Annotated in this window: 10 protein-coding genes; 9 read left to right on the top strand and 1 reads right to left on the bottom strand. The window is 53.9% G+C overall.

Features of this window, described 5'->3' with window-relative positions:
* Positions 1–12: 12 nt before the first annotated feature.
* Positions 13–1020 (bottom strand): GTPase ObgE, encoded by a 1008-nt coding sequence (gene obgE / locus ACQ9LF_RS11340; RefSeq protein WP_462489521.1) that lies wholly within the window; start codon positions 1018–1020, stop codon positions 13–15.
* Positions 1021–1368: 348 nt separating this feature from the next.
* Here obgE and ACQ9LF_RS11335 point away from each other — a divergent pair, with 348 nt between their 5' ends.
* The 9 genes from ACQ9LF_RS11335 (at position 1369) to ACQ9LF_RS11295 (ending at position 13239) form a co-directional block, all read left to right on the top strand.
* Positions 1369–2388, top strand: a complete 1020-nt coding sequence (locus ACQ9LF_RS11335) for a TRAP transporter substrate-binding protein (protein WP_462489520.1) — start codon at positions 1369–1371, stop codon at positions 2386–2388.
* Positions 2389–2407: 19 nt separating this feature from the next.
* Entirely contained in the window at positions 2408–2899 is a 492-nt protein-coding gene (locus ACQ9LF_RS11330) for a TRAP transporter small permease (RefSeq protein WP_462489519.1), read from the top strand.
* Complete coding sequence (locus ACQ9LF_RS11325) at positions 2896–4212, top strand: TRAP transporter large permease (RefSeq protein ID WP_462489518.1); 1317 nt, start codon at positions 2896–2898, stop codon at positions 4210–4212. The genes ACQ9LF_RS11330 and ACQ9LF_RS11325 overlap by 4 nt, the downstream gene beginning before the upstream one ends.
* A gap of 20 nt (positions 4213–4232) precedes the next feature.
* Positions 4233–4730, top strand: coding sequence for a universal stress protein (locus tag ACQ9LF_RS11320; RefSeq protein ID WP_462489517.1), 498 nt, complete (start codon positions 4233–4235; stop codon positions 4728–4730).
* A 238-nt stretch (positions 4731–4968) separates the two neighbouring features.
* Positions 4969–5277, top strand: a complete 309-nt coding sequence (locus ACQ9LF_RS11315; protein WP_462489516.1) for a hypothetical protein — start codon at positions 4969–4971, stop codon at positions 5275–5277.
* A 30-nt stretch (positions 5278–5307) separates the two neighbouring features.
* Positions 5308–7275, top strand: a complete 1968-nt coding sequence (locus ACQ9LF_RS11310) for a glycoside hydrolase family 97 protein (protein WP_462489515.1) — start codon at positions 5308–5310, stop codon at positions 7273–7275.
* A 240-nt stretch (positions 7276–7515) separates the two neighbouring features.
* Positions 7516–9102 (top strand): hypothetical protein, encoded by a 1587-nt coding sequence (locus tag ACQ9LF_RS11305; RefSeq protein WP_462489514.1) that lies wholly within the window; start codon positions 7516–7518, stop codon positions 9100–9102.
* Between the two features lie 147 nt (positions 9103–9249).
* A complete protein-coding gene (locus tag ACQ9LF_RS11300) occupies positions 9250–12189 on the top strand; it encodes a VWA domain-containing protein (protein ID WP_462489513.1) in 2940 nt (979 codons plus the stop codon).
* 39 nt (positions 12190–12228) lie between these two features.
* Entirely contained in the window at positions 12229–13239 is a 1011-nt protein-coding gene (locus ACQ9LF_RS11295; protein WP_462489512.1) for an AAA family ATPase, read from the top strand.
* The last annotated feature ends 6 nt before the right edge of the window (positions 13240–13245 follow it).

Raw genomic sequence — 13245 nt, 5'->3', positions numbered from 1 at the left:
TGGCGGAGTCGTCTAAGACGAGCGTTTTTTCTTTTTTTCCACCATTGCCCAGAGTTTCTCTTTCAATTCATCCAGACCCTGGCCGGATACGGCGGAGATGGTAATGACCTTTTTGGTTTTAAGCCGCTTTTTGATGTCGCTGATCAAAATGGCATCCGGGTCGAGGTCGGCCTTGTTGAGCACAATCAGTTCCGGCTTACGGGTCAGACTGGCACTGTACAGTTTGAGTTCATTACGGATTTTCTTGTAATTATCTACCGGGTCACTGTTGTCGCTGGGCATGATATCCAGCAGATGCACCAGAATCTTGGTGCGTTCAATATGCCGCAGAAACTCATGCCCCAGCCCGGCGCCGTTATGGGCCCCCTCAATCAGGCCGGGCAGGTCGGCCATGACAAATCGCCGCGTCTTATCCAGTTCCACAATCCCCAGAACCGGACTGAGGGTTGTAAACGGGTAATTGGCAATCTTGGGTTTGGCCCGTGAACAGTGTGACAACAGCGTGCTTTTGCCGGCATTGGGCATCCCCACCAGACCGATATCAGCGATCAGCTTAAGCTCCAGACGCAGGTAGCGCTCCTGTCCGGGTTTGCCTTTCTGGGCAAAGCGAGGAGCCTGTCGGGTTGAGGTGGCAAAGTTGGCGTTGCCCAGACCACCCTGTCCGCCGCGGCAGATACAGACCTTCATTCCCGGCTCGTTCATATCCTTGAGCAGGATTCCCCGATGCAGGTCATAAATCATGGTGCCGGGGGGAACGGCAATCACCAGGTCCTCACCGTTTAATCCGAATTTTTTTTTGCCTTCACCGGGCATCCCGTTCTGGGCTTCCCAGTCATGTTTGCCCGAAAAGTCCAGCAGGGTATCCTTGGATGGGTCCACGACGAAATACACACTGCCGCCGTCGCCGCCGTCGCCGCCGTCCGGCCCGCCCTTGGGGATGTATTTTTCGCGTCGAAAACTCACGCAGCCCGGCCCGCCGTTGCCGGCCTTGACCCGTATTATGGCTTCATCAATAAACATAGATTCCGTATCTATAGAGATATATCTTTGTGCTTTTTGTCCACAATCAATAAGAATTATACTCGATTTTGCACCAAAACACAAGAGAACCTGTCAATCCGATCCTGGCTGGGGTGTGGCTATAGAGTGGATCCTGTCTGAATGGGGTGCAAATGTGTCTTTTTTTTGGTTTGCGATTAGCGGAGGTTCTTTTTATACTGACCCTGGATGAAATCGTCCGCCCGAGGCAGGGCTATGGTCTGTTTCAATGCATGATGTGCCTTCCTCGCGGCAAATTGATACTTGTTAAGTATATTTTCGCTGTTCTGAACAAATGGAAACCCCTGTTTAAAAAAAGAGAGGCGTAAAATGAGAAAACAAATCCCCTTGCTGTGTCTTGTGTTATCGTTATTCGCCTGTGGAATCCTGTTTTCCGGCTGTTCCAAAAAGCCCGAAACGATAGCATTAACCTACAGTGTTTTCTTTCCTCCGACCCATATTCAGTGTAAAACCGCTGAAGCCTGGGCCAAAGAAATCGAAACCCGCACTCAGGGCAAGGTTAAAATCACGATATTCTCGGCCGGTTCTCTGACCAAGGCGCCCCAGTGCTATGAAGGTGTGGTCAGCGGTATCTCCGATATCGGAATGAGCTGTTTTGCCTATACCCGCGGACGTTTCCCGCTGCTGGAGGGACTGGATTTGCCGCTGGGTTATCCCAACGGTATGGTCGCCAGTACCATTGCCACCGAGATGGCGATGAAATATCAGCCGCAGGAAATTGCCGATACGCATCTGTTTTATATTCACGCCCATGGCCCGGGGATTCTGGCTTCCAGGAAATCCATTGCTGCACTGGAAGACCTCAAGGGCCTTAAAGTGCGGGCCACAGGACTTGCCACCAAAATCGTCGAATGCCTGGGCGGTAATCCCGTCGGTATGAGCCAGCCGGAAACCTACGAAGCCCTCCAGAAAGGCGTCGTCGAGGCCACCCTTTGCCCGGTCGAAACTCTCAAGGGCTGGAAACAGGGCGAAGTCATCAACTCCGTAACGGATTCGTCGGTCATTGGCTATACCACCGCGATGTTTGTCGTGATGAACAAGCAGAAATGGGAGCAATTGCCCGCCGATATCCAGCAAGTCTTCACCGATGTCAGTAAAGAATGGGTTGCCAAGCACGGTCAGGCCTGGGACCAGGCCGACCAGGAAGGCTGGGAGTATATCAAGGGGCTTAATAAACAGATTCTGTCATTGGACGATGCTGAAAAACAGAAGTGGGTCGATGCCGTCAAGCCCGTGCTGGACAGCTATGTAACCGAAGCCCAGAGCAAGAATCTGCCCGGCAGGGAGTTCCTGGCCGATATTCAGGCCCGGCTCAAATCTGCCCAATAACCCAAGCAGGATGAACATTGTGTTGATTGCCGTGTATGAAAAAACAGTAACCTTCATCGTTCGATTGCTGGCGATTGCGGCGGCTATGGCGGTGATGGCCATGATTGGCATCACGCTGGTCGATGTGATTTTGCGGCTGTTTCGTCACCCGTTTTTAGGTGCTTATGATATGGTTCAGGTTGCCACGATGATAGCTATCGCCGGCGCATTGCCTTACACCACTGCGGTCAAAGGTCATGTTGCCATCGAATTTCTATACCACCGACTGTCTCGCACCGGGCGGGCTGTGCTGAGTACGTTTGTCCGGCTGGTGGGGATCGCCTTGTTTGGGTTTGCCGCGTATCAGTTTGTGTTGTATGGGTTTGCTTTGCGAAAGGCGGGTCAGGTGACATCGACCCTGCAGCTGCCGGTGTTCTGGATACCCTGGATGCTGGCTTTTTCATTCGCCCTGGTGGTGCTGGTCTATCTCTATGAGTTTTTGCGTCCCGGCAAGGAGATGATGAAGTTATGAGTCCCACCATGGTAGGTATCATCGGTTGTGTTGCACTGCTGGTGCTTTTGTTAAGCAATATGCCTGTTGGGTTAGTGATGGCGGTAGTCGGTGTGATTGGCTTTGCGGTGGTCCGAAGCCCGTCGGCTGCACTGAGTGTGCTGACTACGGATATCTATGATACGTTTTCCTCACAGACCCTCAGCGTCATTCCGCTGTTTGTCCTGATGGGCCAGGTTGCTTTCCATTCCGGCATCAGCCGGCGTCTGTTTGCGGCGGCCTATTCCTGGCTGGGACAGTTGCCCGGCGGTCTGGCAATGTCTACCGTGGGGGCATGTACCGCCTTTGGTGCCATCTGCGGCTCAGGCCCGGCAACGTCAGCGACCATGGCGGCAGTCGCCTTGCCCGAGATGAAGCGTTATCAATACAATATGGAACTGGCTGCCGGCACTGTGGCCGCTGGCGGCACGCTGGGCATGATGATTCCGCCGTCGGTGGTGTTTATCGTCTATGCGATTTTAACCGAGCAATCCATCGGCGACTTATTTCTGGCCGGTGTGCTGCCCGGTCTGCTGACCGCAGTGCTGTTTTGCGTGACCATTTTCATTCAATGTATGCTGCGTCCCGGTTTTGGTCCGGTTGCCCCGAAGACCTCTCTGGCCGAAAAAACACAGTCCCTGCTGGGCGTGCTGGAGACACTGATTTTGTTTGCCGTCGTGATGGGCGGCATGTTTGCCGGATTCTTTACTCCTACCGAAGCGGCGGCCATTGGTGCCTTCGGGGCGATTGTCATTGCCGCCTGCCAGAAAAAGCTGACTGCCAAAATGCTGATGCAGTCGCTTTATGAAACCATTCGCACCTCCTGCATGGTGATTATTATTGTCGCCGGCGCCATCATCTTCGGGCATTTTCTGGCCGTTACTCTGCTGCCGCTGAAGATGGCCACCGGGCTGGCGGGGCTGCCGCTGCCGGGCTGGATGATTATGGCAATTATCCTGATGTTTTATCTGGTGGCCGGCTGTTTTGTGGATGCCCTGGCGCTGATTATTTTGACAATTCCGATTTTCTATCCGGTTGTTCAGAATCTCGGTTATCATCCCATCTGGTTTGGCGTGGTGATTGTGCTGGTCACGCAGATGGGGGCAATTACCCCGCCGGTAGGGGTGTGTGTCTATGTCGTCAGCGGGATGGAGCGGGATATTCCGCTGCAGACGATTTTCAGAGGGGCCTTGCCGTTTTTACTGACGCTGGTGATTGCTACGGCCTTAATGATGCTGTTTCCCCAGATTATTATCTGGCTGCCGGAGTGGTTCAACCAGATATCCTCTGTATGAGTGTTCCTGGAGCCATCACGATGAGCGAATTACTGGACCTGAAAACGCCGTTTAAACGCATTCTGTTCTGTACGGATTTTTCCGAAAATTCGGATTTTGCGTTTGAATATGCCCTCTGGCTGACGATGCGGAATCCGGGATGCCAGCTGACGCTGCTGCATGTGGTTCCCGAATCCGATGCCCAGTTCTGGAAGACCTATATCTATGAGGCTGAGAATGTGGACCAGAAGGCCAGACAGGATATCGATGAGCGTGTCAACCAATGGTATCGCAGCCGGATTCCCAGGGATATGGAGTTCAAGGCCGAATATCGGGTCGGCAAGGATTCACTGGAAATTCTCGAGTATGCCCAAAAACACAATATCGATCTGATTGTGCTGGGACGTCACGGGAAAAGCACCTTGCAAAAAACGTTTTTCGGCAATGTGGTCGAGAAGGTCGTCCGCAAGGCGTCCTGTTCGGTGCTGGTGGTGCCGATGGTCCGCAAAAAAGCCAATGATCCTCAGGCTCAAGGGTAAACCGGGCGGGCCATGATGCCTGCGTTGGGAGTCGTGTGGTTATATCCCCAGCGGGTATGATTGTTCCGCGGCGGCCATGGGCCGCTTGTGTGCTGGGCGTACTTACGGGGTAATGTGACCCCGCGCAGCTGCGATGAGAATGCTGTTGCTGAAAGCTGGCGGCTGAACACTTTTGAACAGCGACGACACGGGAAATTTCAAGCAGGATCCATATAAACCATCGAAACGAAAGGAGTGAATGATGGGCTGGGCACGTACCTTATTTTTAGGGGATATCGGCAATCGACTCGATATTCAGGATTGTGAAGAAGACATCAAGGTTCTCAAGACATCCCTGATGGAAATGCAAAGCGATTCCCAATCACAGGATCAAGAGCTTTTGAAACTTCGGCGCGAAAGCGACCAGCTTAAGCTCTATCTGGCGGCCATGATTCGTCTGCTGACGGCCAAAAATGTGCTGACCGTTGAGCAGCTCCGGAAGATGGTCGATATTATTGATTCGGAAGATGGAGCGATGGATGGTAAAATGCATGAAGATATTGTGTAATACAACAGGAATTCTGCGGGAGATGAATACATGGTTCAAAACAGGTTTGCGTTAATCTATATGATAGCGATGAGTTCGTTGGCAGGGTTATCGTGTACCGGATGTGCGGCGATGTCGGATTCCCTATCCAGCCCGGATGGGAAGATTCAGGTGGCGTTCAGTCTGACCGATGATGGAAAGCCGCTTTATGCGGTCCGAATGGATAACAAGGAAGTACTCAAGCCTTCGCCGCTGGGTCTGGTTCGCAATGACCAGTCGTTTGCTGAAACGCTGACGCTTGTAGAGGCCTCAAAAACCCAGGCCGTCAAGGATCAATATGATATGCTTCTGGGCAAAAAGAAACATTGCCTCTATCAGGCCAATCGCAAGGTCTTTACCCTGAAAAATCCCCAGGGCAAAATGATGCAGGTTATCTTTCAGGTCTCCAACGATGGTGTCGCATTCCGCTATGCATTTCCGGATAAATCCGACAAGACCTGTAGTGTAACGCGGGAATTGACGGGCTTTGCCTTCGCCCCCCAAACCGTATCCTGGCTTCACCCGATGCAGCCCGGCCAGTCTGGCTGGTCACGCACCCAGCCATCCTATGAAGAACACTATGTCATGGAGCAGCCGGTCGGAAAACCGTCTCCCTTGGGAGAAGGCTGGTCTTTCCCTGCTCTGTTTAAAACACCGGACAATGTCTGGGTTCTTCTGTGTGATACCGATGTCGATGGGCAATATTGCGCCACGCGGCTGGCCCATGATTCCACCGGCGGGATATATCATATCGCCTTTCCGCATCCGAAAGAACATCGCGGCGAACAGGACCCCGTCAGTCCTGAAATTCAACTGCCGTTTGTCTCTCCCTGGCGGGTCTTGATTATAGGGCAAACGCTGGGTCCGGTTGTTGAGTCCACCCTGATGACCGATGTTGCCTCGCCGTCAAAACTAAACGAAGCCAATTTTGTCAAGCCCGGCAAGGCCGCCTGGCATTGGCTGCGATACAGCGATGACAGTTCCACGCTGCCGGTGGCCGAACAGTTCCTCGATTTTGCCGCCCAAATGAAATGGGAGTATATTCTTATCGATGCAAACTGGGATACCAACATCGGTTATGAAAAGATGACCGAGTTTGTCCAAAAGGCCAAAGCGAAAAATGTGGATGTGATCCTGTGGTATAACTCCAATGGGCAATGGAATGATGCCCCAATGTCGCCCAAAAACAGGATGCACGAAAAGTCGGTCCGTCGGGAGGAATTTGCCCGGCTGCAAAAAATGGGCGTCAAAGGAGTGAAGGTGGATTTCTTTGGCGGTGACAAGCAAGCCACCATGCAGCTTTATTTGGATCTGTTCAAGGATGCCGCCGATTTCGGGATTATGGTCAACTGTCACGGGGCGACGATTCCTCGCGGCTGGCAAAGGACGTATCCCAACCTGGTCTCTATGGAGGCGGTCAAAGGGATGGAGTATTGTACCTTCGACCAGCGGAATGCCGACCTTCAGGCTCAACATTGTACCGTGCTGCCGTTCACCCGAAATGCGATAGGGTCGATGGATTTTACTCCAATCGTCTTCAATCCCCGAATTCGTGGGGTTCGCCTCAAGACTACGCTGGCTTTTGAATTGGCTTTGTCGGTCGTTTTTGAATCCGGAATCCAGCATTTTGGGTTGGTGCCGGAGGAGTACAAGCTGATGCCGGAGTATGTGGTCGAATTTCTGCAAACGGTTCCGGCCGCATGGGATACGACTCGTTTTGTAGATGGCTACCCGGGTCAGTATGTGATCATCGCCCGCAAAAGCGGTGATACCTGGACAATTGCCGGGATTAATGGTACTGATGACAAAAAGAGCGTCTCTGTTGATTTATCATTCATCCCGGACAATGCTAAAGGCACTCTGATAACTGATGGTGCAGAAAGGACTTTCAGTCAGATGTCGCTGGAAAAAGCAGATTTACGCAAAGCAACCATTGAAATGCAGCCGAGGGGTGGGTTTGTGATGGTTGTCAAACCTTGAATCTCTTAAGACACAAACAGGATGGACAATATGTCGAATGTCTGAAAATGAGACAAGGCAGGTAAAACTTACCTATATGAAAAAAAGGAAACCACAAGAACTTTGGTGTGTCTAAATCAATAGATGTGAGTGGCAATATGGCAATATAGAGGATTCCAAAGAGACTATTTGGAGGGAATAATCTTGTCTAAGGAGCTTTTCAGGGTGTTGCGTCGGGTTCAGATGAGGAGGGCAATAAGTTTGCTTGTATATCTTACAGGCTGGTGTCTCTGTATTGGGGCGTTTGGATGTATTGCGGGGATTCTGGTGGAGAAATTGCTGGCGTATCCTGTCCTGATTTCTCCGGTCATCTGGTTTTCAATCGGCTGTGCTGGATTGGGTGTCCTTGTTATATGGATAAGCCGATTTCCCCGGCAGATGGAGACCGCTATTCTGATTGATGAGCGGCTTTGTCTTAAGGAGCGAGTCAGCACGGCTTTGGCACTGGCGGCATCAAAAGATGAATTTGCGCAGGCTGCATGTGCCGAGGCGAGGGATAAAATTTCCCAGATTAACATCCGGGGTCATTTCCCATTGTTGATTGGCAGAGGGTGGTTTTATGCCATCGCAGCATGGTGTATTTTTGGTCTTTTACAGACATTTTTGCCGCAATACGACGTACTGGGGGTTTTAAGGAAAAAAGAGGAACAGCAGGAGCTTGTCAGGCAGCTTCAGACCGCTCAAAAACAGATTGAGCAGACCGTAGGTCAGGTCAGCACGGTCGTCAAACAGTTGGGCAACTCGGAATTGACCTCGGAGCTGGCCAAATTTGAACTGCCGACGGCCGGGACACTGCCGGAGGATGCCAAGCGGGATGCCATCAAAAAACTGGGGGATTTATCCGACCGCATCAAGCAGATGCAAAAAGACCAGGCCCTCGAGTCACTGGCCAGTCTTGACAAGATGCTCAGTCAATTAAAAACCGATTCCGGCGATAATCCGCTGAAGGATTTTGCGAAGGCGTTGTCGCAAAGTGATTTTAAACAGGCGGCATCGCTAATGCAGCAGATGCAGAAACGACTGGATGAGGGGCAAATGTCGGATTTGCAAAAGCAGGCGATGCGGGAGCAGTTTCAAAAGCTGGCCAAACAACTGGAGCAGGCCGCCGCACAGCGAAAAGAACTGGAGCAGGAGCTTCAAAAACTGGGATTGGATAAGAAACTGGCCAGTATGGATCCTGAACAGCTTAAAAAACTGCTTGAGAAACAGGGTCTTAAGCCGGAGACCATCCAGCGGTTGGTGGATAAACTGAAGGCCTCTCAGGCGGCGGGAAAATGCTGTTCTGCTCTGGCGATGGCAGCGGCCAGGATGGATGGCAGCAGTTCCTCCATGGAAGGGATATTGAATGAATTGCAGTCGCTGGCAGATCTGGCGGAACAGGCCCGGCTCAGTGAAGCGGCTGTGGAGGAGATTGAACAGGCGATGGCGGCCCTCGGCGAGGGCATGGGACGCTGGAGACTGTCGGATGGGGAGGATTCCTCGCTGGGAAATGGCAAGGGTATCGGGCGAGGTGCTCGCGGATTGGATGAGCGGGAAAGTCAGGATGTGGAAGACACCGCAGCCAAGTCCACCAAAATCAAAGGCCAGACGATTGAGCAGGGTCCTGTCATCGCAAGCTGGTATTTTAAGGATTCTCAGGAAAAAGGAGCGGCAACCCGCGAGCTTAAGGAGGTTATTCAGGCCGGTCGTGATTCGGCAGCGCAGGCCATCGATGAGAACCAGATTCCCAAAAAATATGAAAACGCGATCAAGAGTTATTTTGGGAATCTGGAACAGGAGGGGGACTGATTTCGCGTCAAAGCAGGACGAGTCTGGACATCTCCAATGGTGTTTTGCAATTCGTTTGTGATTCGATTTGGAATGCTCCCGGGACTGGGTTGTCATGAACAGGAGATTGCAGATGGGTTTAAGGATACAACATAAACGGGCCAGGCAGTGACGGAGATCACAACAACATCTTTTTATTTTGCACAGCCGTGGGGTTTGGCGGCACTGGCGGCGCTGGTGCCGGTTCTGTGGCTAGCCCGGCGGAGCTTAAGCACGCTGGGGCGGGTGCGGCGGTTTTTTGCACTGAGCTGGCGGATTTTACTGATTGTGCTGCTGGCGGCCATGCTGGGGCAGTTGACACGGGTGCAGACCAATAAACAGGTTACGGTGGTGGCGGTTCTGGATCGCAGCCTGTCCATTCCAACCGAACTGGGCGCGGCGATGAAAGACTATCTCGATAAGGCCCTGAAGAAAAGGCCTGAAGGCAGTCAGCTTGCCGTGGTGGATGTGGCGGAAAAAGCCAGCATTTCAAAACTGGCCGGGCCGAGTATGGAACTGCGCGAACGCAATACCGGGTTGCGCGGAGAACAAAGCCGGCTGGCAGACGGGATTGCCGCAGCGATGGCGATTGCGCCGCCCAATACCGCGGTGCGGATTCTGTTTGCCAGCGACGGCAACGAAACCGAAGGGGATGTGCGATCGGCAGCCCGGTTTGCTGCGATGAACGGTATTCCAATTGATGTACTGCCGCTGCGGTATGTGTATGACCGTGAGGTGGTGTTTAAAAATCTTGCGACGCCGGCCACAGCCCGCAGCGGACAAACCATTGCCCTGCGATTTGTTCTGGAAAGTACAGCCGCGGTTGCAGGCCGCTTGTTCCTGTCGATGAATGACCAGCCGGTGGATCTGGATGCGGCATCTGCGGAGACGGCGGTGAGGGTCGAATTGCAGCCCGGCATCAATGTAAAAACCATTTCGATGCCGCTGGGGGCAAGGGGGCTTCATGAATTTGAGGCGGTTTTTGTGCCGGAGGGCCAAAATCAGGATCGCATCAGTCAGAACAATCGCGCCTCAGGGTTGACCTATGTGGCCGGTCCGGGGCAGGTGATTGTGATGGACAGCGATGGTCAGGCCGGCCGGGCACTGGCCGCAGTGCTGCAGAACAGCCAGATTGAGGCCCATTATATGCCGATAACCGATCTGCCCGACAGCCTGACCCGGCTGATGGGTACGGATGCGATTGTCCTGGTGGATACGGATTGCAGCTCGTTGAGCATGGAACAGCAGCGGATGCTGTGTCGATTTGTTACCGATCTGGGGGGTGGTTTAATTATGGTGGGCGGTCCGCAGGCATTCGGGGCCGGCGGCTGGATTGGCTCGCCCGTGGCCGAGATTTTGCCGGTGGAACTGGACCCGCCGCAAAAGAAGCAGATGCCCAAGGGGGCGCTGGTGCTGGTCATAGACCGCAGCGGCTCCATGGCCGGCGATAAACTGCAGATGTCCAAGATCGCAGCGGCCGCAGCGGTGCGTTTGCTGAGTCGTCAGGATCTGGTCGGTGTGGTGGTCTTTGACGGTGCCAGTCACTGGCTGGTGCCGATGACTTCGGCAGACGATAAAGAGGCAATCGTCGGCAGGATCGGCAGCATTGAATCCGGCGGCGGAACCACCATGGGACCTGCGATGGAAGATGCCTTCGAGGCATTGACAGAGGCTACAGCGGCGGTCAAGCACATCATCCTGCTGACGGATGGGCAGACCTCCGATCGCGATTTCTGTATCGAAATAGGGGAAAAAATCGCACAAAGTCAGATCACCATTTCGACGGTTGCCGTCAGTGAAGAAGCGGACGGACCACTGCTGTTTAATATCGCCAAGGGTGCCAAAGGACGATTTTATCAGGTCGTGAATCCCGGGGATATTCCGAAAATTTTTGTCAAAGAGGCCCAGGTGGTTCGTCGTCCGCTGATTATCGAAACCAGTTTTGTCCCGCAGGTGACTTTCGGCCTTAGTGAAATTCTGCGAGGGCTCTCCGAGCCGCTGCCGGGGCTGGACGGGTATATCCTGACCGGGCCGAAGGCAGGCCTGGCACAGACGGTGCTGAGCAGTCCGGAGGGGGATCCGATTCTGGCGACATGTCAGTCCGGTCTGGGCCGCTGTGCGGCACTGACCACCTCGGCGGATGCCCGCTGGGCGACCCAATGGCTGGCGTGGAGCGGATACGAGCGGTTCTGGGAACAGCTTGTGCGATGGACGGCCCGGCCGGCGCAGCCGACGGATTGTGAAGTGATCACCGATGTCAGCGGGCGGCAGATTACGGTGTATGTGGATGCATCGACCGGCAAGGAAGCAGCGGGGCCGGTGACGCATCTGGAGGCCATGGTGATCGGGCCGGATATGCAAAGCAGGCCGCTGATTTTGAATCAGGTGGGGCCGGGGCAGTATCGCGGCAGTTATGAGGCCGGGTCGGCAGGCAGTTACCTGGTGAATCTGCGGTATCAGCGGGCCGGCGGCGAGGACAGTCCGGTTCGTCTGATGCAGACGCCGATTACTGTTCCCTTTGCGCCGGAATTCAAGGATATGAAAGAAAACGCCGCATTGCTCAATGAAATATGCTCCATCACCGGCGGTCGAATGCTGCCGGAAGAACCTGCCCGGGCAGAGTTGTTTTATGCCCAGGGGTTGAAATTCCCGCGGACGGAAACTCCGCTGCTGGACTTGTTGATGCTGATTTGGGTGGGGGTGTTTTTGCTGGATGTAGCGACGCGCCGGGTGTCGGTGGATTTTGCCGCGATGGCACGACGCACACTGGGTTTCTTCAAACGCAGCGGCAGGGCCGAGCAGGCCGATGCCACCTTAGCCAAGCTGAAGGCCAGGCAAAAGGCGGTTCATCAGCAATTGACGGTTCATGCTGCCAAACGATACGAAGCACCCGAACAGACACCCGCTCGGCAAGTACCCGGGACAATGAAGATGCACGAAGAGAAACCGATTGAACAGCCTGCGCCGGCCAAGCCCCAGCCCCCAGCTGAGCAGCCCGCTCCGGCCGGACATATCGATCAGTTGCTCAAGGCCAAGCGGAAGGCCGCGGGCAAAAAGGAACAGCAATGACTAAATTTCTGATATTACAGATAAAACGGGAGGCATAGTATGGCACCGATAGAGGACGTACAGAAACAATGTGAGCACTTTCGCAGCACCTTTGAATCGCTTGCCGCGGAAGTTGGCAAGGTCATTGTGGGACATCAGACGATCGTGGAAGATGTGCTGATCAGTCTGTTCGCCGGCGGACATGTGCTGCTGGAAGGGGTGCCGGGGCTGGGCAAGACACTGCTGGTGCGGACGCTGAGTTCGGCCCTGTCGCTGTCGTTTCGCCGGATTCAGTTTACCCCGGACCTGATGCCGGCGGATATTATCGGCACGCATATCATTCTGGAGGACCCGGCCTCCGGGAAGCGGGCGTTTGAGTTTCAGCCGGGGCCGGTGTTTGGGCAGATTATCCTGGCGGATGAAATCAATCGTGCCACGCCCAAGACCCAGTCGGCGATGCTGGAGGCGATGCAGGAACATTCGGTAACCAGCGGCGGGACGATTCATCGCCTGCCGGAGCCGTTTCTGGTGCTGGCGACACAAAACCCGATTGAGCAGGAAGGTACGTATCCCCTGCCGGAAGCCCAGCTTGACCGCTTTTTCTTTAAGCTGCTGGTGCCTTACAGCAGCCGGGAAGAATTAAAATGCATTCTGGACCGGACGACAACGGGGCATACGCCGCAGGTCAATCCGATTCTCAATGCCCAGCAGATTCTGGAGGCCCAGCAGCTGGTTCGCAAGGTGGCTGCAGCTGATCATGTGCAGGATTATGCCATTCGGCTGACTCTGGCAACTCATCCCAAGGGGCCATACGCGACTGAAAAAGTCAATCAGTATGTGCGTTTCGGTTCTTCACCCCGCGGAGTCCAGGCCCTGATGCTGTCGGCCAAGGTGCGGGCCATGATGGACAAGCGTTATCATGTCAGCTTTGCCGATATTCGCAAATCGGTTCTGCCGGCCTTGCGGCACCGGATTCTTCTGAATTTTGAAGGGCAGGCTGAGGGGATGACGACCGATGATATTCTGGCAGATATGCTCAACCAGGTGCCGACGACCGGCCCGGAAAAATAACAGAGG

The organism is Anaeroglomus insulsum (assembly GCF_050689095.1).
Taxonomy (GTDB): domain Bacteria; phylum Planctomycetota; class Phycisphaerae; order Sedimentisphaerales; family Anaerohalosphaeraceae; genus Anaeroglomus; species Anaeroglomus insulsum.
The sequence above is the reverse complement of the archived record's forward strand: the minus strand, read 5'-3'. Positions and strand labels throughout refer to the sequence as shown.